General features: G+C 60.9%; 20 protein-coding genes and 3 pseudogenes. 9 read left to right on the forward strand and 14 right to left on the reverse strand.

The annotated features are described in order from the left end of the window. Nucleotides 1–805: 805 nt before the first annotated feature. A complete protein-coding gene (locus AC2YI2_RS27810; RefSeq protein WP_487389785.1) occupies nt 806–2878 on the forward strand; it encodes a hybrid sensor histidine kinase/response regulator in 2073 nt (690 codons plus the stop codon). 20 nt (nt 2879–2898) lie between these two features. Here the strand turns inward: AC2YI2_RS27810 and AC2YI2_RS27815 are convergent. From AC2YI2_RS27815 to AC2YI2_RS27855, 9 genes and pseudogenes are all read right to left on the reverse strand, one after another. After that, nucleotides 2899–2997 (reverse strand): annotated as a pseudogene (locus AC2YI2_RS27815) (ABC transporter permease); the annotation flags it as partial. 61 nt (nt 2998–3058) lie between these two features. Further along, nucleotides 3059–4438 (reverse strand): amidohydrolase, encoded by a 1380-nt coding sequence (locus AC2YI2_RS27820; RefSeq protein WP_487389786.1) that lies wholly within the window; start codon nt 4436–4438, stop codon nt 3059–3061. Nucleotide 4439: 1 nt separating this feature from the next. Beyond that, nucleotides 4440–5099 carry a glutathione S-transferase family protein gene (locus AC2YI2_RS27825; RefSeq protein ID WP_487389787.1) on the reverse strand — a complete coding sequence of 220 codons (660 nt, stop codon included), beginning with the start codon at nt 5097–5099 and terminating at the stop codon, nt 4440–4442. Next, the gene (locus AC2YI2_RS27830; protein ID WP_487389788.1) at nt 5096–5941 is read right to left on the reverse strand and encodes an aromatic ring-hydroxylating dioxygenase subunit alpha; all 846 of its coding nucleotides are present in this window, start codon (nt 5939–5941) and stop codon (nt 5096–5098) included. The genes AC2YI2_RS27825 and AC2YI2_RS27830 overlap by 4 nt, the downstream gene beginning before the upstream one ends. Beyond that, nucleotides 5938–6591, reverse strand: coding sequence for a Rieske 2Fe-2S domain-containing protein (locus AC2YI2_RS27835; RefSeq protein WP_487389789.1), 654 nt, complete (start codon nt 6589–6591; stop codon nt 5938–5940). Before AC2YI2_RS27835 ends, AC2YI2_RS27830 begins: the two co-directional genes overlap by 4 nt. 153 nt (nt 6592–6744) lie before the next feature. Then, a complete protein-coding gene (locus tag AC2YI2_RS27840; protein WP_487389790.1) occupies nt 6745–7014 on the reverse strand; it encodes an acylphosphatase in 270 nt (89 codons plus the stop codon). A gap of 414 nt (nt 7015–7428) precedes the next feature. Continuing rightward, nucleotides 7429–8805, reverse strand: coding sequence for an alpha,alpha-trehalose-phosphate synthase (UDP-forming) (gene otsA, locus AC2YI2_RS27845; RefSeq protein ID WP_487389791.1), 1377 nt, complete (start codon nt 8803–8805; stop codon nt 7429–7431). 59 nt (nt 8806–8864) lie between these two features. Then, complete coding sequence (locus AC2YI2_RS27850; protein ID WP_487389792.1) at nt 8865–9071, reverse strand: hypothetical protein; 207 nt, start codon at nt 9069–9071, stop codon at nt 8865–8867. Between the two features lie 133 nt (nt 9072–9204). After that, the gene (locus AC2YI2_RS27855) at nt 9205–9888 is read right to left on the reverse strand and encodes a FadR/GntR family transcriptional regulator (RefSeq protein WP_487389793.1); all 684 of its coding nucleotides are present in this window, start codon (nt 9886–9888) and stop codon (nt 9205–9207) included. A 237-nt stretch (nt 9889–10125) separates the two neighbouring features. On the opposite strand from AC2YI2_RS27855, the gene AC2YI2_RS27860 reads away from it, so the two are divergent. The 7 genes from AC2YI2_RS27860 (at nt 10126) to AC2YI2_RS27890 (ending at nt 17443) form a co-directional block, all read left to right on the forward strand. Beyond that, complete coding sequence (locus AC2YI2_RS27860) at nt 10126–10776, forward strand: GDSL-type esterase/lipase family protein (protein ID WP_487389794.1); 651 nt, start codon at nt 10126–10128, stop codon at nt 10774–10776. Between the two features lie 120 nt (nt 10777–10896). Then, nucleotides 10897–11883 carry a sugar ABC transporter substrate-binding protein gene (locus AC2YI2_RS27865; protein ID WP_487389795.1) on the forward strand — a complete coding sequence of 329 codons (987 nt, stop codon included), beginning with the start codon at nt 10897–10899 and terminating at the stop codon, nt 11881–11883. Nucleotides 11884–12051: 168 nt separating this feature from the next. Next, nucleotides 12052–13092 carry an ABC transporter permease gene (locus tag AC2YI2_RS27870; RefSeq protein ID WP_487389796.1) on the forward strand — a complete coding sequence of 347 codons (1041 nt, stop codon included), beginning with the start codon at nt 12052–12054 and terminating at the stop codon, nt 13090–13092. A gap of 5 nt (nt 13093–13097) precedes the next feature. Further along, a complete protein-coding gene (locus AC2YI2_RS27875; RefSeq protein WP_487389797.1) occupies nt 13098–13868 on the forward strand; it encodes an ATP-binding cassette domain-containing protein in 771 nt (256 codons plus the stop codon). 24 nt (nt 13869–13892) lie between these two features. Further along, on the forward strand, nt 13893–15053 hold the full coding sequence (locus AC2YI2_RS27880; protein ID WP_487389798.1) for a serine hydrolase domain-containing protein: 1161 nt from the start codon (nt 13893–13895) through the stop codon (nt 15051–15053). A 177-nt stretch (nt 15054–15230) separates the two neighbouring features. Beyond that, nucleotides 15231–16919, forward strand: coding sequence for an AMP-binding protein (locus AC2YI2_RS27885; RefSeq protein WP_487389799.1), 1689 nt, complete (start codon nt 15231–15233; stop codon nt 16917–16919). 140 nt (nt 16920–17059) lie between these two features. Next, the gene (locus AC2YI2_RS27890; RefSeq protein ID WP_487389800.1) at nt 17060–17443 is read left to right on the forward strand and encodes a DUF4189 domain-containing protein; all 384 of its coding nucleotides are present in this window, start codon (nt 17060–17062) and stop codon (nt 17441–17443) included. Between the two features lie 137 nt (nt 17444–17580). On the opposite strand, the pseudogene AC2YI2_RS27895 reads toward AC2YI2_RS27890, so the two are convergent. The 3 genes and pseudogenes from AC2YI2_RS27895 to AC2YI2_RS27905 form a co-directional block, all read right to left on the reverse strand. Continuing rightward, a pseudogene (locus AC2YI2_RS27895) lies at nt 17581–17894 on the reverse strand (NAD(P)-dependent oxidoreductase); the annotation flags it as partial. Nucleotides 17895–17899: 5 nt separating this feature from the next. After that, nucleotides 17900–18715: a 2-oxo-tetronate isomerase gene (gene otnI, locus AC2YI2_RS27900; protein WP_487389801.1), complete on the reverse strand. Its 816-nt coding sequence runs from the start codon at nt 18713–18715 to the stop codon at nt 17900–17902. 18 nt (nt 18716–18733) lie between these two features. Beyond that, nucleotides 18734–19149 (reverse strand): annotated as a pseudogene (locus AC2YI2_RS27905) (thiamine pyrophosphate-dependent enzyme); the annotation flags it as partial. 197 nt (nt 19150–19346) lie between these two features. Between AC2YI2_RS27905 and AC2YI2_RS27910 the strand changes: the two are divergent. After that, nucleotides 19347–20171, forward strand: a complete 825-nt coding sequence (locus tag AC2YI2_RS27910) for a bifunctional allantoicase/(S)-ureidoglycine aminohydrolase (RefSeq protein ID WP_487389802.1) — start codon at nt 19347–19349, stop codon at nt 20169–20171. A gap of 62 nt (nt 20172–20233) precedes the next feature. On the opposite strand, the gene AC2YI2_RS27915 is transcribed toward AC2YI2_RS27910, so the two are convergent. Together AC2YI2_RS27915 and AC2YI2_RS27920 are read right to left on the reverse strand one after the other, a co-directional pair. Beyond that, on the reverse strand, nt 20234–21448 hold the full coding sequence (locus AC2YI2_RS27915; protein WP_487389803.1) for an SfnB family sulfur acquisition oxidoreductase: 1215 nt from the start codon (nt 21446–21448) through the stop codon (nt 20234–20236). Between the two features lie 93 nt (nt 21449–21541). After that, nucleotides 21542–22036, reverse strand: a complete 495-nt coding sequence (locus AC2YI2_RS27920) for an RrF2 family transcriptional regulator (RefSeq protein ID WP_487389804.1) — start codon at nt 22034–22036, stop codon at nt 21542–21544. Between the last annotated feature and the right edge of the window lie 149 nt (nt 22037–22185).

Below are 22185 nucleotides of genomic sequence, written 5' to 3' on the forward strand. Positions count from 1 at the left end.
CCGTGGCCCGCCATCCCCGCTTTCTTCCAAGGGATCAGGCCGCCGCATACTTGCTTTGCGTTGTCTAGATCAGTGATGCAACTTCATCATCAAATGGTTATCTGATCGTTAATCATAGACTGCAAGAAACCGCATAGGTTGCACATCTCCAAAGCGAAGCCGGTTTACCTTTTGTGAACAGGTCTTGATTTGCGATTCGAAAACCGGAATCGTTTTCGGAATATTCGCCGAGAAGAAGTAATTCCACGATTTGTGCTTTTGGGCTGCACTATCGAGCAGGCCGGAAGAAGCACAGGCGGCAAAAGTCAATTGTCACACTATTTTCGGAATACACAGGCCGTATCCGAATATCTTTGGAACCAGCCGCTCTAAGATCCAACCTCTCGACAACAATCAATAATTGAAGGCTCGGGCGGGTCGACCGGACTTGACGGAAAGGGCCTCTTCCCGCCAAGCCCGAGAGCATTGGCACCATCATTGATTGTGGCTGGCGATGATTTATCTACCCCTTCGCCGCAACAAGCGCGGCCTATGCCGTTGCATTGACGGATCTTGCGTTCCGGCAAGACGACGTCCGGCTTGCGGCGGTGATATCACCTGTGGTCGACCTCGCCACAGCATTCACGATCACATTGCCGGCGGAAAACAACCCTTACGAGCGAAGAGTTGCCGTCACTCTCCATAGCCCGCGCGGCAGCTTCCGGACGAATGCCATCCAGACCGAATTGGCGCCGAGGCCACAAACAGATTGCGAAATCTGGAGTGGCGATTAGAGATGTAGTGACATGGCAGACGGCGAATCACAGTGAATCAAGCGTCCCGAGCTGGATCAACAATAGGCCGTCGCGCGACCAATATACGGCCCGCGCTCCTCCTGCTGCTCAGCGCCGTCATTCCGGTCGTGCTGATCCTGGGTGTGGTCGGCTTCATATCGGTCCGGTCGCAGATGTCCTCGCTGGACTCGGTGATCGACGAGCGCACGAACCGGCTGGCAGTCGCACTGTCCCGCGAACTCGAAACGCAGGTCCAGCTTCTGTCGGTTTTGTCAGAGTCGCCCCGGCTCGATCCGCCACTTCAACCGCAGGCTTTTGCCGAGATCGGTGAGCGGCTCAGGGCGCGTATTCCGATCTGGGAAATGCTGCGCGTCACGGACCTCGATGGCCAGCTTTTGATTTCTGTGCCGCCGCCCAGGCAACCACAGCAGCGTGTCGTGGATGACGAGAGCCACAAGCGGCTGATCGCGACCAAAAAGGCGGTCATCGGCAATGTGGCGCTGGGTCCGCGTAAATTGCCGGCCTTTCCGGTGCGCGTGCCGGTCATCCGGCAGGGCGAGGTCGTGTCCGGGCTGACGGCGGTGATACGGCCGCAGTCCCTCAATGGAATTCTGCAAGCGAATGGCCTGCCGCAGAGCTGGATCGGCTGGATCACCGACGGCAAGGGGCGGCTGGTTGCCACGACGGCCGCAGTTCCCCAGCTCATTACCCTCCCGGCTGATCAGTTGGTCCAGGTCAGCGGTCTGCCCGAACATGAACTGTCTGGCGGCCGTCTCTACTCCGGCGAGGAACTCCGCGTTTCATCGGTGGTCGTTGCAGGGTCCGACTGGACGGTGAGCGTCGGCATGCCGATGGCGGAGTATCAGGCAACCTCGTCACAGAGCCTCTATATCCTGGCGGCGGCAGGCGGCCTGACCGTGCTGCTTTCGGCACTGGCCCTGGCGTTGCTGCTGCGTGAACTCGAGGCCCGTCGCCGCAACGAAGCGGCACTTGCGGGCTGGCAGCGCATGGATGCGCTTGGTAAGCTCACGGGCGGCATTGCCCATGACTTCAACAATCTCCTGATGGTCTTCCAGTCTTCGGCCGAGAGTCTCTTGCGCCGCCGCACTGATGACGCCCGGGTCGAGCGCCTGCTGCAGGGCATGCTGGACGCAGTCAACCGCGGCAGGACCCTGACACAACGGCTGCTCTCCTACTCCCGACGCTCGAACAAGAGCGCGACGCCGACGCGGATTCAGGATCAGGTGGAATTGCTGGCGGAAACCCTCGGCAAGGCTGCGCAGGACGCGGTTGAATTGAAAATCGCCTTCCCCGAGGATCTCTGGCCAGTCAATATCGATCCTCAGGCTTTCGAGTCGACGCTGATCAATCTCGTCACCAATGCCCGCGAGGCCATGCCGACAGGCGGATTGGTAGAGATCTCGGCGCGCAATATCTCCGAACTCAAATCCGAGACAGACCGGTTGAGTGGCCCCGGGATCGCGGTGACTGTGATCGACAATGGCAGTGGCATTGCCGCCGGGGACATGCAGCGGATTTTCGAGCCATTCTACACGACCAAGAAGGGCGACTCCCCCGGCCTGGGCCTCAGTCAGGTGCATGCTTTTGCCGAGCGGTCGGGAGGGGCGGTGACGGTTACCCGGGCCGAGCCGCGGGGCGCCGCCTTCAATCTCTATCTTCCGCGCCACATTCCGGTTTTCTCCCGCTCCGCCGCGCAGGCGACAGCGACGAGCACGACGTCCAGGCTTCCGGCCAAGGTCCTCGTCGTCGACGACACATCGTCGTCGCTGGAGGCATCGAAACTCACCATGGAAGATCTCGGCATCGAGGTTATCGCCGTGCCGAGCGGCCGGGCGGCACTGGCAGCGCTGCATCGTGACACGGGCATCGACGCGGTTCTGACCGACATACGCATGCCGGGCATGTCCGGGCTGGAACTCGCCGATTACATCAAGGTCCTCAATCCCAGTATCACCATCATCCTTATGACCGGCTTCAGCGAGGCGATCGAAACCGGTCATGCGGTCGACCTGCCGGTCCTGATGAAGCCGTTCACGACGCAAAGCCTCACCGAAACCTTCACCGCCGCGTCGATAGCGGCGTAGGCAATGTCTCGACTCTGCTGGCGTTCGAAGGGTTCGCCGAGCGAAGCGGCGCCGTTGAGCTTGAGCAACTGTGACGGCAGGTCCAATCCGGTTGCCTTTGCGGCAAGGCGCATCAGCGTGCCCTGGGGAACGTTCTGCGCGTCAGGTTGTTCAGCACGCCAGTTCCCCTGTTTTCGGTTTTCAGAATTCCACTGTGGCCAGCACGGCTTCAGCGTCCGCTGCAAGCTTGGCCTCGTCCAGCCCGACGAACCCACCGTTCTCCCAAACGATGCGTCCATTGATCATGGTCATATCGACCGGCATGCCGATACCGACCTTGGCGATCAGGCTCAGCGGATCGTGACGCGTGCCGACATAGTCCATCCGCCTTGTGTCGATTGCAAAAAGGTCGGCGGCCATGCCGGGCGCCAGCCGGCCGATATCTTTGCGGCCAAGAAGTGTTGCCCCACCCGTGGTCGCGTAGCCGAGGAATTCGGCCGGCGGTGGCACCGGATGGGCACGTGTCGAGGCAACAAGGCATTGCAGCATGTAGGCGGAATGGATGCAATGCATCAGGTTGGAATTGTCGTTCGATGCCGCGCCATCGCAGCCAAGGCCGAGACGCAAACCGAAGGCCGACATGGCTGGAATGTCGGTTACCTCGGCGCCCACCAGATAGACCGGCTCCGGGCAATGCGAGACACCGCTGCCACTCTTCGACATGGTGCGGATCTCGTCGTGGGTCAGTTCCCAGCAATGGGCATAGAAGGCGTCGGGACCGGCAAAGCCGATCTCCTCGAGATAGTCGACCGTGCGCATTCCGTGACGAGCGGCGATAACAGGGCTTTCACCCTCACCGACATGGGTGTGCATCTGCACGCCGCGATCACGCGCCAAAGCGACGGACTCCACGAAGGTCTCACGGTAGCAGTTGACCGGCTGGCAGGGGGCGACCACGACCTGTTTCATGCTGAAGGGGCTGGCGTCGTGATAAGTATCGATGAGGCGCGCGCAGTCGCCGATGAACTCGTCCGTCGTCTCCAGCATTTCGTCAGGGATGGTCGATCCCTCCGATTTCGGCAGCGTATTGCCGCCGCGGCCCGCATGGAAACGCATGCCTAACAATTCGGCCGCTTCGAATTGCCGGTCGACGATCCTCTTCCCCGCATGTCGGGGGAAATTGTACTGATGGTCGAAGGCGGTGGTGCAGCCATGCTTGATCATCTCTGCCATTGCTGTGACGGAGGAGTGGTAGAAGCAATCCTCCGTCAGCCGCGAGAAGATCGGATAGATGCGATCGAGCCATTCGATGACCGAGAGCTTGGTCCAGTCGAGTTCGGCGCGATTGCGCACGAAGCACTGGAAGAAGTGATGGTGCGTGTTGACGAGGCCGGGATAGACGAACCAGCCGCTGGCGTCCTGGGTGATTGTGCCCGCCGGCAAACCACCCCTGCTCAGCCCCTCGCCGATCGCTGATATCGCCGGGCCGTTGGTGAGAACGTCCACGTTGCGCCGAACGCTCAAGCCCTTGCCGTCATCGACGATAACAGCAGCGCAATTTTTCAGGAGATAACCCGCCATGTCACGCTTCGCCCGGTTCGTGTTGTGGTTCGGGCTTCAAGTCGTGCAGCCGGTGGATGCCGGGCATTTCGATGAAGCCATCGAGGCTGCGGAGCGCACGTGACCAGAGCCGGATCGTTGGATAGGAGTCCAGCGAAATGCCGCCGTCCGGCGCGAGTGCTACATAGGGAAAGCAGGCGATATCGGCGATCGACGGCCGATCCGACGCCAGGAACCTGAAGCCGCGGAGCTTCTGTTCGAAGAGACCGGCTTCCAGCTCGCGTAGCGCTGCGATGCCCTGCGACTGCAGCTTTCCGATGTCGCCGGGCCGCAACAGCATTTCGTGCAGGCGCGCGCCGCCAAGATTGGCGGTCAGGCGGTGCGAGAAGGACAGCCATTGCTGGATACGCGCGGTCTCATCAGCCGCACCACTGCCGAGCCAGTCCCGCGCGGCCTTTGCGGCGATATAGGCGAGCATGGCGGAGGATTCGGTGAGGACGAGATTGCCGTCCTCCAGGATCGGAATCGAGCCTCCCGGATTGAGCGCCATGAGTTCCGCACCACGGTGCTCCATGCCGGGATGGAAATCGACCGGGCGGATCTCGAGCTTCACGCCGGTCAGCGACGCCATCAGGCGCACCTTGTAGCAACTTGGAGACAGGATGTAGTCGTAAAGCTTCATTGCGCCACCAGCTGTGCGCCATAGGTGTAATTGTGGCGTTTCAGCCAGCGGCGATAGGCGACGGAGGTCAGGTCCGCCCGGGTCGGGATCTCCATGCCGGGATCGAGCGGCAGAAGCCGCGGGATCTGGTTTTCAAGGATCGAGCGATCCTGCAGGAAGATCATCTGCTGGAAATGGATGAGGTCGGTCATCGGCGTCTCGTCGTCGAACAGCGCCATCCACGGCCAGACGTCGCAGAGATCCTCGGCGAGGGGCTGGACGAAGAGCGTGATGACATCCCATTCACCGGGCCGCGGCGGGCAAGTCTTGTAGAGAACCGAGCAGGTCGGAGCCGGCACGCGATACATATATTCCGTGGTGATGCCGCCTTCTGCCGACTTCGCGGCCTGCGGCTGGTAGAACTTCACCTGCGTCGCCCAGACTTCATCGTCTTCATCGCGGATTTCCACCTTGTAATCCTGCACCTCGGTATGCGGCTCGGCACCGAGAACGTCGGTATGGACGAAGGGGAAATGAGCGATGTCGAGGAAATTCTCCACCGCGCGCAGCGGAGAGCAGCGTACCCGCACCACGCCGACCTCGACGAGACGACGACCCGGCTGGTCCGCCTCGGGGATCGGGAATACCGGCTTCTTGGGTTCCCCGAGCGAAGACCAGACATGGCCGTAGCGCACCGAGACGGGCAGTGCGCGCCCTCCTTTCCCGGTCACCTTGGCAATGCCGTCGGCGCCGAGTGCTACCGTGATCGGCTCACCCATCAGCGCGGTCTCCAAGCCCTCGCGATCGAGCTGGCGAAAGAGCCCGACCGGGTACCATTCGTCGAGCATCGCACCACCAATCATGACACGGCTCCTTCCGCTTGGATCTGCTCCGCGGCTCGCCGCAGACGCTCTGCGGCGCGTGAAGCGGCGATGCGCTCTGAGGCGCTGCAGTTCTGCGGCACCAGAACATGGACCAGCGTTTCATCCTTGTCTTGCATCACCGGCACCAGCCGCAGCGCCGGGGCGCCCGGCAACTGACAGAGGATTCCAGTTTCATCGGCTTTTTCTCCCGATGCCGTCTCGATCGCCTCCCGCCCAGCTCGGATCGTCAACGACCGGAGCGGCACGAAACCCTCCGATATTAGCGGCTTATCCGCAGGCTCTCCCTCGGCAATCCAGACGATACCGCCAGCTTCCTCGACCACATAGGTCTTGACGCGGATTGTCTCCGGCGGCGAAAGTCCCGGATGGGCAGGAATGCGCAGGCAGGTCCCGGCCTGCGAATAGCTCCAGCCATGGTAGATGCAGGACAGCGCCTCGCCGCGCACGAAGCCGTGTGAGAGCCGCATCCCGCGATGGGGACAGCGGTCGACAGACGCCGCCACCCGTCCCGATTGACTCCGCCAGAGGGCGATGGAGCCGGATGATATCCGCGCCGGTATCACGGTTCCCACGGGCAGGTCCTGGGAAAGGGCGACCGGCATCCAGGAAGCCGTCCGATCGGTCAGCATGACCTTACTCTCTGTATCTCACAATCAACAATGTCGAGCCTGGGACGCATCCGGAGAGTCTCTTTACACTCAACCGAGCGACGTTTGCATAGTTATTTCGCAATTGCAACATTGATTAAATTAAGTGCAAACAGGCTCCAATCACACGGAAAATTAGGTATTTCCCCGCGCTACAGGGGCGCGATCGATGGTCTCGACCCAGACGTCGATAGGCCCGAGCGAGCACCCCATTTCCATCATGTCGATCAGTTCTGGTGCCCCTGATATTTCGAGCTCGATCATATCAGGGCTCGTTTGGGCGATTTTGTGTACAAGACCGAGTTTGGCCGCGTGTCGCCGGATCCAGGGGACGAAAGACGCGGGATCAAGCCGCCCGCGGATCGTCATCCTCTCCCCGAAATACTGTTGGCTTTGCCCGGTCATGCAAGACTCTCACCTGTGATTCCACATCCAGCATAACGCCTCAATGAGGTTGCGGAACAGCGATAGGGTGAGAGATACTCCGTATTGTGGATTTCTACGCCCGGCCCATGGTATGAGCGGGAGCCCCCTATCCGGCAACGCGACCGTATTGTCTGGTAGGTCGCTGGAAATATTGGGTCATGGGAAGTGATATCGCGTCGGGAAGCCGACCTTCCACGCGAATGTCGGATCCGGCACGTGCTTCGAACCCGCCGCCGTTGGTTTGCTGCTGGTGCTGCATGTCGGCGCGCACAGCGGCCCATCGTTCTGTCGGAAATATCGCGTCAGTCATGGCACTTTTCTCTCAATCGTTCATGAAACGCGAAAGGGCGCTGGAAGTTCGGAAAGCAGTTCCACTTTGGTGTCGAAACTCGCCTATGGGCGAGCAACATCCGCCGTCAGATCCGACAGATAGGTCGAGCACCAGTTGAAGACGTCGTTCTTGCGAATGATCACCATCATATCCTGCCAGCGCTCGCGACGTTCCTCGAGAGGCATACGTATGCCCCGCCCGATGGCATCAGCGGTGCCTTCGATGTCGTAGGGATTGACGATCAGTGCCGATGACAATTCTTTCGCCGCGCCTGCAAAACGGGACAGGATCAGAACACCCGGGTCGTCCTCACTCTGCGAAGCGACAAATTCCTTGGCAACGAGGTTCATCCCATCGCGCAGCGGCGTGACCAGCGCGACCTTCGCCATACGGTAAAGCGCCGCCAGCCCCTGCCGGCTCAACGACCGGTTCACATAGCGGATCGGAACCCAATCGACCGTCCCAACCGCTCCATTCACGCGACCGGCCTGCTCAGCGAGGGCTCGTTGCATGGCCTCATATTCGGGCACCTCTGAACGCGATTTCGGTGTGATCTGCAGAAGCGTCACATTGCCTTGCGCATCGGCATAATGCGTCACGAACCTTTCGAAGGCATCGATGCGCTGGGTGATGCCCTTCGAATAGTCGAGCCGGTCGACACCGATGATCAGATCCTTGCCGCCGAGACTTTCATGCATTCGTTTGGCAAGAGGGGTAATTGACGCTCGCTTGGCGATATTCGCGAACGCATCGGTCTCGATGCCGATCGGATAAGGCCGCGCCAGGAACTGCCTGCCCGACATCTGGAACGTCGCTTCATCCACTCTTTCGCCCAATCCCTGACGAGTGACGGAATCGGCGAAGTTCTCCAGATCGATTTCGGTCTGGAAGCCGATCACGTCGTAGGAAGCCAGACTGAGGAGAATCTCCTCGTTGACAGGCATCGCGTAGAACACGTCGGGTGCCGGCCACGGAATATGGAGAAAGAAGCCGATCCGGTTCTTCACGCCGCGCTTTCTGAGCTCCGCAGCAAGCGGAATGAGATGATAATCATGAATCCAGATCACATCGTCATCATTGATCAGCGGCATCAGTTGATCAGCGAAGAAGCGGTTGACGCGGAAATAGCCCGCCATTTCCCGACGGCCATATTCGGCGAGGTCCAGCCTGTAATGAAAGATCGGCCACAGCACGCGGTTTGCAAAACCGCGATAGTATTCCTCGATGTCACGTTCTGTGAGATCGGTCAGCGCATATTCAATATTGCCGACCTGGGACACCTGTAGCGTCCCGTCGTCACTGATCTTCCCCGACCATCCCAGCCAGACGCCACCGCGCGCTTCGAGCGCGGATTGGAGCGCAACCGCCAGTCCGCCCGCCTGTGCACCATTTTTGTCTGGAAGAGGCACTCTGTTCGAAACTACAACTAAACGACCCATTACCCTGCTTTGCGACATTTCCGCTTATTGGGGAATGACGCAACCGGCCTTTGGGTTCCTCATTTTGTTGTCGGGGTCACGATCGAAAATCCGCGAGAACCGTTTTGCTCATCATTCATCTGCAGGCGGTCGATGAGCACCTCCGCTGCTTGCTCTGCATCGTCGCGCGAGTCGAACGGCCCTTCAAGCGAATGGGCCACGTCGCTATGAATGAGCAGCGCGTCTCGTGTCACGAGATTATAGAACAACTCTCGGTCGGCCATCATGGATTGCTCCCTGAGCACACGTCCAGTTTGCCCGATCACCAGTGTCGGCGAAATAGGAAGATCTTGGGATGTGACTCTGCGCGGCGTGCCTGGGTGCGATTCATGATCTTTTGCGGGAATTCACGCCGCAAGCCTACTCGGCAAAGATATCTGGCTCTACCTGGGCCGCCTGCCCCGCAGGCTCGAACAAGGTACCGATCGCCAGAGCAGCACCCGTGGCATCACCTGAAATCACCGCATGCCGCAGCGTCTCGACTGTGTTCTCGGAGACGTCGCCGAAGCGCTTGTCGAGAAACGGCCGGTCGTCTCTGGCCAGATTGATCAGGCTGATCGAGGCGAGCGAGGTGAGAAAGCGATTGCCGGACAGCCGCGCGATCTCAGTGAGCAGAGCGGCGATGCCAAGCGTCCGCTGGCCGTCTGCCATGGACGCCGAGCCGAGCCGAACCCGCATGGAATTGACGGCTGCAAGCCGGGCCAGTTCTGGCATGACCAGTTTCAGGGCCTGCCATAGCTCCTCGGAAATCCTGCTGTCGCCGTCCTTGCGCGACCAGCTGATGACTTCGCCGTCGATAAGCGTCCACTGGTCGCGCTCGGTCACCTGGGTGCCGCGACGGCGACGAGTCTCCAGCATGCCTTTCGACGACAGGCCCTTGATGGCTTCGCGCAACGCGGTGCGGCTGACGCCGAGCGTCTCACCCAACGCATGCTCGTTCGGCAGTATCGCGCCTTCAGCGAAATGTCCGGCGTTGATGGCGGCAAAAATCTTGCGCGCAACAAGATGTGAGAGATCATCCGGTTCTGACCGAATGGCCTGCAAGGGTCCTGAAGTCGCCGATGCCTCGGCTCGGGGGCGAGGGATCGGATCTGGTCTGCGATAGACGCTCAAATCGTTCTCCTATGAAACCGGCGATCGATATTTCGGCCCGCTCAAACGGGCCACCCGGTTTCAAGGTCTCGTTGCTAAGTTGGACATGTATGATCTATATAGCAGCCAAGGCATGGATTGCAACCACCTGGCAATCCGCTGCGTCGCCGCTCGGGGAGACATTTCGACATGCATACCATTGTCTGCTTCGGCGATTCCAACACATGGGGCTGCCCGCCTTTTGCCAACATTGCGCAAACGCCCGACCGAATCCCGCCGCACCAGCGCTATCCCAATGTGCTCGGCCGTTATCTCGGCCCGGATAGCTGGATTGTCGAGGAAGGACTGAGTGGGCGGACGACCGTTTTCGACGACCCGATCGAAGGCATTCACAAGAACGGCATGCGCACGATCATCCCGGTGCTGGAAAGCCACGCACCGCTCGACGTGCTGATCATCATGCTCGGCGGCAATGATTTCAAAGAGCAATACGGCATCTCCGCCTATAATTCCGCGCGCGGCATGCTGACCCTGGTCCAGACCATCAAAGGCCATTACGCGCTGACAGAAACCTCCCCCGAAATACTGATCGTCACGCCACCCTCGATCACCGACATCGCCGAACCCGCCATGTGGGGGGAAGCCTGGAAGAAATGCATCGACCACGCCTACTATCTCGAACAGGTCGCCAACCGAACCGGCTGCTTCCACTATGACGCGAACCGCGTGGCAAAGGCCGGCATGGACGGCTGCCATATGGAGCCAGAGGATCACGAGGCGCTAGGCCGCGCGCTCGCGGATGAGGTACGGGCAATCCTCAAACTTCGCGAGACCAAATAGCCTATTTACATCATACATATTATCTAATAATGTTTCCTTCTAGGCTTTGGCGGCACGCCATTTGCCGCAGGGAGGCGGTCATCCGTGAGGAGCGGAATCCGCTATAACGGGAGGAAGACAATGAAACTGGCAAGACTGGGCACGCTCGTGCTCGCCGCCGTCGTGGCCTTGGCTGCGCCCGCGACCTATTCCCACGCAGACGAAGACAACACGATCATCTTCCTGGCAGGGCCGAGCTCCGACCCCTTCTGGGGCGCGGTTCAGCAGGGCTTCGACACAGCGACCAAGGAGCTCGGGGTCAAGACTCAATGGTCCGCGCCACAGGACTTCACCGATATCGTACCGGTCTTCACGAGGATGATGGAAGCGGCGATCGCCCGCAAGCCGGCAGCGATCGTGGTCGGCAACTTCTTCCCGGATTCCCTTGAGCCGTTGATCAAGCAGGCGGTTGCCGAGGATATTGCCGTGCTCGTCTATAATTCCGGCCGCAACAACTGGAAGGAAATCGGCGGGATTGGCTTCGTCGGCGAGGACCCGTGGCTGATGGGCAATGCCGGAGGCAAGAAGGCGGTTGCCAACGGCGTCAAAAATGGCCTCTGCATCAACCAGATCGCCGCCAATCCAGTGCTGGAAATGCGCTGCAAGGGCTATATCGACGCAATCGTCGAAGCCGGCGGAAAGGCCAAGCTCGTGACCCTGCCTTCCGAGGACATCGGCAACAGCCAGAAGGTCCAGGCCGCAGTCTCCGCTATGCTGATGGCCGACCCGACCATCGACGGCATCATCACTCTCGGCGCTGCCGTGGCGGTCGATGCGCTCGAATCCGTGAAGGTTGTGCGAGCCGCCGGACGCAAGGTCGATCTCGGCACCATCGACCTTGGCAAGGTCGTATTGGAAGCCGTCCGCGACGGCGAAATGAGCTATGCCATCGATCAGCAGCCCTTCATGCAGGGCTATTACGGGGTGCTGATCTCGCACCAGTTTGTCAACTATCGTCTGGCGCCGGCAAACGAGATCAACACGGGTCCGTTCTTCATCGACCAGTCGAATGCTGCAGCCGTTCTGGCCGTCAGCGAGAAATATCCCGGTTCGCGCGGCGCGAACTGACCTCCCAGGACGTGACTGCCCCCTCACCTGACACGTTTCCCGCTCCGGCGGGAGACGGGACCGCGGGACGCAGCGTGGTGAGGCTCAGTCGCCATACGAAGTCTATTGTGACTGCCGGCACGACCGGCTTACCTTTCATCAGTTTGAACGGAAGACCGGACAATGACGATGACCGAAACTTCACGCCTGACGACGACTTCCCAGACAACAACACCCCGTACAATGACGCTCATTACCCGCCTCCTCCGTATTGTCTGGCTCGGGCCAGCGGTGGCGGCACTCGTCATCTACGTCTTCTTCGCCATCTTCGGCGGCGCAACGGGTTTCACATCGATTGCCGGGACCGCGGGCTGGCTGAACGCCGCGGCCGAACTCGGCATCATCGCCTTGCCGATCGGGCTCCTGATGATCGCGGGTGAATTCGACCTTTCGACGGGCTCCGTTGTCGGATCGGCTTCGATCATCGTGGCGCTGGGAACGGGCCTTTACGGCCTGCCGGTCGCGGCTACCATTGTCATGGCGCTTAGCCTGGGCGTCGTTGTCGGCTGCTTCAACGCGTTCTTGGTCAACAAGACGCGACTGCCTTCCTTTATCGTGACGCTCGCATCGAACTTCATCCTTGCTGGCTCCGCACTCGGCCTCTCGCGCCTGATCTCCGGCTCCGCGAACGTGTCGATCCGCGATGCCGGATGGGCCGAGTATGTCCTGGCCTCGAAATACCAGTTCTTCAACGTCTCGATCCTGTGGTGGATGCTGGCAGCAGCGCTGGCCGCCTGGGTGCTGAAGCGAACGCCTTTCGGTAACTGGATCTTCGCCGTCGGCGGCAACCAGGATGCCGCGCGCCGCGCCGGCGTCCCGGTCTCCCGCGTCAAGCTGGTGCTCTTCATCTGGACTGCCGTGAGCGCCGCTTTCGTCGGCATCATGTCCGCGGTCATGTACAACCAGGGCAACGCCGTCTCCGGCCAGGGTTATGTCTTCCAGACGGCGATTGCGGCCGTCATCGGCGGCGTGCTGCTGCAGGGCGGCTTCGGTTCGGTTGTCGGCATCGTCTTCGGCTGCATGATCTACGGCATCGTCAGCCTCGGTCTTTTCTACACCGGCTGGCCGACCGACTGGCTCGCGACCTTCATCGGTGTGCTGCTCGTCATCGCGGTGCTCACCAACAACGTGATCCGCGAATTGGCCCTCGGCCGAAAGAAGCAGGGGTGACCGCCATGAACACACCATTGATGGCGCTGCGCGGCGTCTCCCGCAGCTTCGGCAACAATCTCGCGCTCGACAACGTCACGATCGAAGCCTATCCGGGCGAAGTCCATTGCCTGCTGGGAGATAACGGCGCGGGCAAGTCGACCCTGATCAAGACCATGTCCGGCGTCGTGACACCGTCGGGCGGCCACATCGAATTCGGCGGCAACCGCGTCAGCTTCAAAAGCCCGCGCGAAGCCCAGGATCTCGGCATCGGCACCGTGCATCAGGATGTCGGCACGATCCCGCTGATCTCGGTGTCGCGCAATTTCTTCCTCGGCAAGGAGCCGACCAAGGGTTGGGGGCCCTTCATCCGGATCGACCAGGACAAGGCCAACAAGGTCTCGCTCGAACAGATCCGCGCCATGGGCATCCGCCGCGTCAACGACGCCGAGCAGCTGGTCGGCACCATGTCGGGCGGCGAGCGGCAGGCACTGGCGATCGCCCGCGCACTCTATTTCGGCGCGAAGCTCCTGATCCTCGACGAACCGACAGCGGCGCTTGGCGTCAAGGAAGCGCGTGTCGTCATCGATCTCATCAAGACCGCCCGCGCCAAGGGCATCGCGCTGGTTTTCATCACGCACAATGCCACGCATGCGCTCTCGGTCGGCGACCGTTTCACCGTGCTGATCCAGGGTCGCGTCGCATCGCAATTCCTGCGCGGCGAGAAATCACGTGAGGAAGTGCTGAACCTGATGGCGGGCGGCGAGGAATTCGACGCCACCAGTCACGGCGACTGAGCAGGGACGTGAGGGGAGGACCGCGTGGACGACGTCTTTTACGACGGCACGATCAAGGGCACTGTCGCGAATGGCTTCGAGCCGGTCGCCGCCGAGTTCGAGCGCAATTTCACCGAACGCGGTGATGTCGGCGCCGCCTTCGCAGCCGTGCACAAGGGCCGCAAGGTCGTCGACCTCTGGGGTGGCATGGCGGCCCCCGGCACGCGGTGGAAGGAAGACACACTCCAGGTCATCTATTCCAGCACCAAGGGCCTGCTAGCCTCTTGCATGCTGATCCTGATCGAGCGCGGCCTCATCGATCTCGATGCGCCGGTCGCGAAATACTGGCCGGAATTTGCCGCCAACGGCAAGGAGAAAATACGCGTGCGACACGTCGTGTCCCATCGCGCCGGCCTGCCGGGCATCGTCTTGCCGCTCGCAAGTGCCGACATCCCCGACTACGAGAAGATGGAGGGATTGCTGGCAGCCCAGGCGCCGTCGACCGATCCCGAGGCCTATCATAGCTACCATGCGCTCACGATCGGCTGGCTCTGCGGGGCTATCATCCGCCGGGTCGACGGCCGCACGCTTGGCCGCTTCTTCGCCGACGAAGTGGCAGGCCCTCTCAAGCTCGAAGCCTGGATCGGCCTGCCGGAGAGCGAAGAGCATCGCGTCGGCAGGATGGAACTGGATCCGGAAAGCGCCTGGAATGACGATCCGCCCGAAGACGCGACCCATCGCTCGATCTGGGGAAATCCCCTGCTCTTTCCGAGCTATGAGGATCTTGCCTGGAACAGCCGCGCCTATCATGCCGCCGAGATCGGCGGCGCCGGCGGCATCGCCACGGCCCGCGCCATGGCGCGCTACTATTGCTGTATCGCACAGGGCGGCGAACTTGACGGTAGCAGTATCCTGAAGCCGGAGACCATTAAGGAGGGTCTCAAACTGCGCTCGAAATTCTACGACCCCTTCGTTGTCGAACCCATGGCCTATGGAACGGTTTTCGCGCTCCAGACCGAACAGGGCCGCTTCGGCCCCCCGCCCGATGCCTTCGGCCATTCTGGCGCCGGCGGGTCGATTCATGGCGGCTGGCCCTCTGTCGGTACGGGCTTTTCCTATACGATGAACCAGATGAGAATCGATCCTGACGACCTGCGCTCGCGCTATGTGCTGAAGGCGCTGCACGAGGTGATTGCCGACGCCTGAGGGCGAGCTCGGCGCAATGCGGAGGATGATTGTCGCCGCCCGAGTGAAGGCGTAAGCATTTGAGCAGATACTGATCCGGATCGGGAAGAGGAGCTCGGTTCAGGGCGTCAGGAACTGCCGGGCGGTGATGCACCTGTCCGGCGCGTCGATTTTGCAGGCCCACGGGAGGACGTTGGCATGACTGATCTAGCGCATGTAAGTGGGGACAAAACCCATCCGCTGATCGAGACGACGATCGGACAGCTTTTTGATACCACATGCGCCAACTATCCCGATGTAGACGCGCTGATCTCGGCCCACCAGAATATCCGCCTGACCTATGCCGAGCTTCGCGACAAGGTGAATGCGCTCGCGGTCTCGCTCCGGCGCCTCGGCCTGCGCAAGGGCGACCGGCTCGGAATCTGGGCCCTCAACACCGCCGAATGGGCGCTCACCCAGTTCGCCACCGCCAAGCTCGGCATCATCCTGGTCAATATCAACCCCGCCTACCGGACCTGGGAGCTGAAATATGCGATCAACAAGGTCGGCTGCCGGGCGCTGGTCATCTCGCCGTCCTTCAAGACAAGCGACTATGTCGCCATGCTCAACGAGCTCGCCGTGGAACTGGCGCATAGCGCACCCGGGGGCCTTGAAGCCCACAATCTGCCGTCGCTGCGCTGGATCATCCGGTTGGGGGCAGAGAAGACGCAGGGCATGCTGAACTTCGACAATCTCCTGGTGCCTCCGTCCAAAGGTGAACTGGAAACGCTGCAGTCGCTCGGCGAGACGCTCGACGCCAATGACCCGATCAACATCCAATTCACCTCTGGCACGACGGGCGCACCAAAGGGCGCGACGCTGAGCCACCGGAACATCCTCAACAACGGCTTCTTCGTCGGCGAGGCGATCAGGCTCAAGCCCGGCGATCGACTGGCCGTCCCGGTGCCGCTCTATCACTGCTTCGGCATGGTCATGGGCAATCTCGGATGCCTCACCCACGGTTCCACCATCGTATATCCCTCGGCGTCCTTCGATCCCGCCGCGGTGCTGAGAACAGTCGCTGAGGAAGGCTGTGTCGGCATCTATGGCGTGCCGACCATGTTCATCGCGCTCCTCGACCATCCCGACAGGCCGAAATATCAGTTCCCCAAACTGCGCACCGGCATTATGGCGGGCAGCCCTTGTCCGGTCGAGGTGATGAAGAAGGTGATCAACGTCCTCGGCATGAACGAGGTGACGATCGCCTATGGCATGACTGAGACATCCCCCGTCTCCTTCCAGAGCAGCACGGACGACACCATCGAACACCGCGTGTCCACCGTCGGCCGCGTGCAGCCGCATTGCGAAGTCAAGATCGTCGACGAAGACGGCAACACCCTGCCCCGCGGCGTTCCCGGCGAGCTCTGCACCCGCGGCTATTCGGTGATGAGAGGCTATTGGGACGACCCGGAGAAGACGGCCGAGGCCGTGGATTCCGAGGGCTGGATGCATACCGGCGATGTCGCCACGATCGACGGTGAAAGCTATGGCAACATCGTCGGCCGCATCAAGGACATGGTGATCCGCGGCGGCGAGAACGTCTATCCGCGCGAGGTCGAGGAATTCCTCTATGCGCATCCGAAGGTCCGCGACGTTCAGGTCGTCGGCATTCCTGATGCGAGGCTCGGCGAAGAACTCTGCGCCTGGATCATTTCGCAGGATGGCGAGACACCGACGGAAGCGGAGATCATCGACTACTGCCGCGGCCGGATCGCACATTACAAGATCCCGCGCTATGTGCGTTTCGTACAGAGCTTCCCGATGACGGTGACGGGAAAGATCCAGAAATACCTGATCCGCGACGCCATGAAGAAGGAGCTTGGCATCGAGGAAGCGAAGACGGCGTGAGGATCGCCACCTGCCGCTTTGCCATCCCCATCAAGCGCGCAAGCGACCGGGAGTCCAAAAATTCCTCTGGACAGACCAAAACCGCGCGACATAGTTTTTCCTGTCTCACTCGCATGTGAACCAAGGATGAGGAGGAATACATGACGACGATGAACTTGCTTCTCAAAGCCACCGCGCTTGCAGCACTTGGCTTCTGCCTTCCCCAGGCGACTTATGCTGCGAACAGCTACGGCGCGATAGCCTATTCGCAAAACACCGGAAGTTACGGCTGGTCGACGGACTTCAGCTCACAACGCGCGGCCGAGCAGGGGGCGCTCGCAAGATGCCGTGAGCGCGGGAATGATTGCAAGATTGCCGTCTGGTTCCGTGACGCGTGCGGCGCGCTGGCGGTCGGGGGCGATGGTGGCTGGGGTTCCGATTGGGGCCGCAATCTTCAGGCTGCGGAAAACAAGGCCGTCCACGCCTGCACCGGCTATTCCTACAATTGCCGCATCATCGTCTCCAAGTGCAACAGCGGCTACTAAAAAGATGATCCGTCCTCGACAGCGAGGCCGAGACGACACAACGCCAAGGCTCGCAGGGGGCGAACAGTCCACCTGCGAGCCCCCTATGTCAGACCCTTGCCGGCTTGCGCAGATCGCCGAAACCACCGCGATGCAGTGAATTCCTCGGTCTCGATCGGCAGATCGAGCTCATGTCGATGACGAGCTTGCCGGCCGAAAGGCGATAGGCTACGCCATTCTCACCGAAGAGCACATCCTTCACCTCGGGCATATCCGGCAGCATCAGGATGATGGTGTCGACGGCCTCGGCGAGTGCCTTCGGTGTCTCGGCAAATTCCAGTCCATTATCGACGAGCTCCCGCCGCGGCGGGATCGAGAATTTCGAGGTGACGATCGTGTGGCCGGCATTCTGCAGATGGCGCGCCATCGGCGTGCCCATGATGCCAAGGCCGATGAAACCTATCGTTGCCATTGCTATTAGCTCCCGATCTTGAGAATGTCTCCGCTCTTAGTCGGCCGCCGGGCGGCGGCGAACCAGCCGAGTCCGTCCTCCGTCGTCGTGCGCGGCCTGTATTCGCAGCCGATCCAGCCGTCGTAACCTAGCGCGTCGAGCGTCTCGAAAACAAAGGGATAAGCGATCTCGCCAGTGCCCGGCTCGTTGCGGCCCGGATTGTCGGCGAGCTGCATATGAGCGATCTTCGCCTGGTGCTTCCTGAATGTCCCGATCAGTTCACCCTCGGTGCGCTGCTGGTGGTAGAGGTCGTACTGGATGAACAGGTTGTCGCTGCCGACCTCCTCGATGACAGAGGCTGCCTGGTCCAGCGTGTTGAGATAGAAGCCCGGAATATCGAAGCGGTTGATCGGCTCGATCAGCGCTTGGATTCCATGCTTGCCGAGTTCGCTCGCCGCAAATCTGAGATTGGCGACGAAGGTCGTCCGCAGCACGTCCTCCGACACGCCTGACGGCACGATGCCGGCGATGCAGTTGAGCTGCTTGCAACCCAGAACAGTCGCATAGTCGATCGCCGTGGCGACACCTCGTCGGAATTCGTCGATGCGGTCGGGCAGGATCGCGATGCCACGTTCGCCGCCCGCCCAGTCGCCGGGCGGCAAGTTGTGCAGCGCCTGCTTGAGACCATGCTTGTCGAGTGCAGCGCGCAGCTCGTCTTTGTCAAATTCGTAGGGGAAGAGAAATTCGACCGCCTCGAAGCCGGCTTTCGCGGCCAGCGCGAAGCGCTCCATGAACGGCACTTCATTGAAGAGCATGGTCAAGTTGGCTGCAAATTTCGGCATGATTTTCCTCTTCTCCCCTCAATCGAGCAAAGCCAGCGTGGCGGTCGGAGCATCCTCGCCACGCTCGGCAAGCTTCTCGAACTCGACGACGGCATTGATATCGGCGCCCATGGCAATGTCAGTGACTCGAGAATGAACTCTATCACGACCGGGACCCGATGTTCCCGCTTCAAAGCTTGTGCCGTGGTGAACGCTTCCTGGAATTCACTGGGGTTCCTCACACGGATCGCCTTGCAGCCGAGCCCCTCGGCGACGGCAACGTGGTCGACGCCATAGCCCTTCCTAGTTTCTTCCGACACATTGATATTGTCGAACGAAAGACTGACCTCGAAATCCATGCTGACGCCGCGCTACGCCTGGCGGATAAGGCCGAGATAGGAATTGTTCACGACCACATACAGGCAGGGCAGCTTGTACTTCGCGCCGACCGCGAGCTAGATCGGGATCTCCAGGGAAAACGCGAAAGACTTTCAAATTATCGGAGCCATATCGGCCGCGCTGTTTTGCTTTTGAGAACCAGAAACGACTAAACAAAACCATCGGATACGGGTAAATCGACACCACCTTCCATTGCGTCGACCGACACCGTCGATCGCTCAACGACATATGCACACAGATCCCGGAGTGCAAAGTGACCAAGCCTACCTATTTCGCGCCGCGCGGCGGCAACCCGGCCCAGACGGAGCTCCTCACCGGCCGCGCCGTCTTCACCGAAGCCTATGCGGTGATCCCCAAGGGCGTGATGATGGATATCGTCACCAGTTACCTGCCGTTCTGGAACGGCACACGGGCGTGGATCATCGCCCGTCCGCTCTCCGGCTTTGCCGAGACATTCTCGCAATATATCATGGAGGTCGCCCCCGGCGGCGGCAGCGACCAGCCGGAACTCGACCCTGGGGCGGAGGGCGTGATCTTCGTCACCGAAGGCGAGGTGACCGTCGAACTGGCCGGCAACACGCATCTGCTCACGCCCGGCGGCTATGCCTACCTGCCGCCGTCGAGCAGCTGGAAAATGCGCAACCATGGCGCGGATCACGCCCGCTTCCATTGGATCCGCAAGGCCTATGACAAGGTACCGGGTCTCGATATTCCCGAAGCCCTCTTCCTCAACGAGCAGGACATCAAGCCCAATCCAATGGCCGGCACAGAGGGCAAATGGGCGACGACGCGCTTCGTCGACCCCTCCGATCTCCGGCACGACATGCATGTCACGATCGTGACCTTCGAGCCCGGCGCCATCATCCCCTTCGCCGAGACCCATGTGATGGAGCACGGCCTCTACGTGCTCGAGGGCAAGGCGGTCTACCGGCTGAACCAGGATTGGGTCGAAGTCGAGGCCGGGGACTTCATGTGGCTACGCGCCTTCTGCCCACAGGCCTGCTACGCCGGCGGCCCCGGCAAATTCCGCTATCTGCTCTACAAGGATGTCAATCGCCACGCCAAGCTGATCCGGTAGCAGCGCCGGACGCGGCGCGGCTCATGCTTCCTCTCCTCGGACGAGGATCCTGTCGATCACGCTCAGAGCGCGCCGTTCCTGGGCGGAGCAACGCCGTTCAGGTGATAGTTTCCGACCACGTGGAACTTCCAGCGGACAGGGTCGTGGAGCGTATGGGTGCGGGCATTACGCCAGTGGCGATCGAGGTTCAGGCCCGATCGCACCGACGATGTGCCGGCGAGTTCAAAGAGCACATTGGTGGCGTCGATCGCGACTTCCGTCGTCAGCACCTTGGCTGCGGCCACCGAGAGAGAGGCGGCGACCGCATTGGCCTCCGTCGTGCTGAGCTGTGCCGTATCCACCTTGCGGCCGGCGATGTCGAGGAGTGCAGCAGCGGCCTCGATGCGGATCGCGATCTCTCCGACCTTGCTGATAGTGAGCGGATCGTGGGCGGCGCTTTCGACGCCCGAATCCATCCACGGCCGCGCGCGAGTCCTTACGAATTCGATCGTCTCGGCCAGCGCCGCGCGCGCGATGCCGAGATCTACGGCCGCATGGATGATCTGCCCGACCGAACCGATTGTTCCTGGCCGCTCGAAACCCCTGTGGTGCCAGATCACCGAGTTCGCGGGTACAGGCACATTGTCGAGAATGGTGGTGCCGCTGCCAGTCGTGCGCTGACCGAAGCCGTCCCAGTCGTCGACGATCTCGATGCCTTCGCTACCCTTCGGCACGAAGGACATGGTGAGCCTGTCCTCGGGGTCGTTGGCGAAGATCACGATCCAATCGGCGAACAAGACGCCGGTGGAATAGAACTTGCGGCCATTGATCCGGTAGTCCCGTCCATCGGGCGTGAGCTTGGTGTTGTAGTGTCCCACCGTCCTGGTGCCGGTTTCGGAGAGCGCGTTGCCGAACTTGTCGCCGGCCAGCACGCGCTCATAGAAGAAAGCCTTCTGCGCTTCGCTGCCATCGAGTCGAAGCGCCTCGAGGATATAGAAGTGGTTCTGCGGGATCTGGCCGATGGAGCTGTCTGCCTCCGACAGAATCGCCGTGACCTCGGCCAGCACCGAATTGGAGACATCGATGCCGCCGAATTCCTCGGGCACCGTGATAGCCAGCAGGCCCGACATGGCAAGATCGTCGAGTTCCTGATGCGGCAGCTGCCGCTCACGGTCACGCTCTGCTGCACCCGTCTTGAAGCGCTCAGCCAGACGATGGGCGACCTCGAGCGCTTCGCCTTCATCAGCGATGCGGTGAATTCGATGAATGCCGGCTCTTATCTGAGACACTGTGGACATCTCTCGACCTCTTGTCTTTGACCGCGCACGGCATTTGATCGGGGAACAGTGCGGGAACCGAAGGCACGGGCTTGCTCGCCCGCGTGCCGGCAATCACGTCGCCAGCTCTTCCTTCATTTGCTGCGGTATGCCGTCGAGCATGATCGAATCGAAATCGCCATCCTCTTCGAGCCCGGGATTTCCGGCCATTTGCTCGAGTGTCAGTTCATCGAGGATCGCCGACATGGCGTCCCTCACCTCGGTCATTGCCTTGCGGACGAGGCACGATTTCGGATCGAGGCAATCCTCGCATCCTTCATAGGCGGTGCGGCTCGCGCAGCGGATCGGCGCCAGCGGGCCATCGATGACCCGGATCGCGTGACCGATCCGGATTTCCGACGCCGGCCGGAAGAGCGAATAGCCGCCCATCGGCCCCTTGCGGGATCGGACGATGCCGGCGTTGCGAAGCTCCATCAGGATATTGTCGAGGAACTTCTTCGGTATCTGGTTCGAGGCTGCTATCTCGGCGCTGAACGCCTTTTCACCTTCGGGCAGGCGAGCGAGCGCGATAAGCGCCTTCAAGCCATATTTGCCCTTCTTTGTCAGCATGGAATGATGTTCTCTTTCAGGGAATCGAGATGCCGCTGCAACCGTTGCTGTCTGGCTTTGCTTCAGCAACCGGCGGAAAATTCTGCAGGATGGCCACTGTCGATTCCCTCATGCACCTGGCTCGGGATCGACAATAAACCTGCATCATG

This window comes from Rhizobium sp. SRI_017 (genome assembly GCF_057586295.1).

Excerpts from the sequence above, each read along its gene's own strand:
- AC2YI2_RS27870 (WP_487389796.1), top strand. The coding sequence starts at position 12,052 with ATGACCGAAACTTCACGCCTGACGACGACTTCCCAGACAACAACACCC.
- AC2YI2_RS27915 (WP_487389803.1), bottom strand. The coding sequence starts at position 21,448 with ATGTCCACAGTGTCTCAGATAAGAGCCGGCATTCATCGAATTCACCGC.
- AC2YI2_RS27820 (WP_487389786.1), bottom strand. The coding sequence starts at position 4,438 with ATGGCGGGTTATCTCCTGAAAAATTGCGCTGCTGTTATCGTCGATGAC.
- AC2YI2_RS27860 (WP_487389794.1), top strand. The coding sequence starts at position 10,126 with ATGCATACCATTGTCTGCTTCGGCGATTCCAACACATGGGGCTGCCCG.
- AC2YI2_RS27850 (WP_487389792.1), bottom strand. The coding sequence starts at position 9,071 with ATGATGGCCGACCGAGAGTTGTTCTATAATCTCGTGACACGAGACGCG.
- AC2YI2_RS27890 (WP_487389800.1), top strand. The coding sequence starts at position 17,060 with ATGACGACGATGAACTTGCTTCTCAAAGCCACCGCGCTTGCAGCACTT.
- otsA (WP_487389791.1), bottom strand. The coding sequence starts at position 8,805 with ATGGGTCGTTTAGTTGTAGTTTCGAACAGAGTGCCTCTTCCAGACAAA.
- AC2YI2_RS27835 (WP_487389789.1), bottom strand. The coding sequence starts at position 6,591 with ATGCTGACCGATCGGACGGCTTCCTGGATGCCGGTCGCCCTTTCCCAG.
- AC2YI2_RS27825 (WP_487389787.1), bottom strand. The coding sequence starts at position 5,099 with ATGAAGCTTTACGACTACATCCTGTCTCCAAGTTGCTACAAGGTGCGC.
- AC2YI2_RS27875 (WP_487389797.1), top strand. The coding sequence starts at position 13,098 with ATGAACACACCATTGATGGCGCTGCGCGGCGTCTCCCGCAGCTTCGGC.
- AC2YI2_RS27920 (WP_487389804.1), bottom strand. The coding sequence starts at position 22,036 with ATGCTGACAAAGAAGGGCAAATATGGCTTGAAGGCGCTTATCGCGCTC.
- AC2YI2_RS27830 (WP_487389788.1), bottom strand. The coding sequence starts at position 5,941 with ATGATTGGTGGTGCGATGCTCGACGAATGGTACCCGGTCGGGCTCTTT.
- otnI (WP_487389801.1), bottom strand. The coding sequence starts at position 18,715 with ATGCCGAAATTTGCAGCCAACTTGACCATGCTCTTCAATGAAGTGCCG.
- AC2YI2_RS27885 (WP_487389799.1), top strand. The coding sequence starts at position 15,231 with ATGACTGATCTAGCGCATGTAAGTGGGGACAAAACCCATCCGCTGATC.
- AC2YI2_RS27865 (WP_487389795.1), top strand. The coding sequence starts at position 10,897 with ATGAAACTGGCAAGACTGGGCACGCTCGTGCTCGCCGCCGTCGTGGCC.
- AC2YI2_RS27840 (WP_487389790.1), bottom strand. The coding sequence starts at position 7,014 with ATGACCGGGCAAAGCCAACAGTATTTCGGGGAGAGGATGACGATCCGC.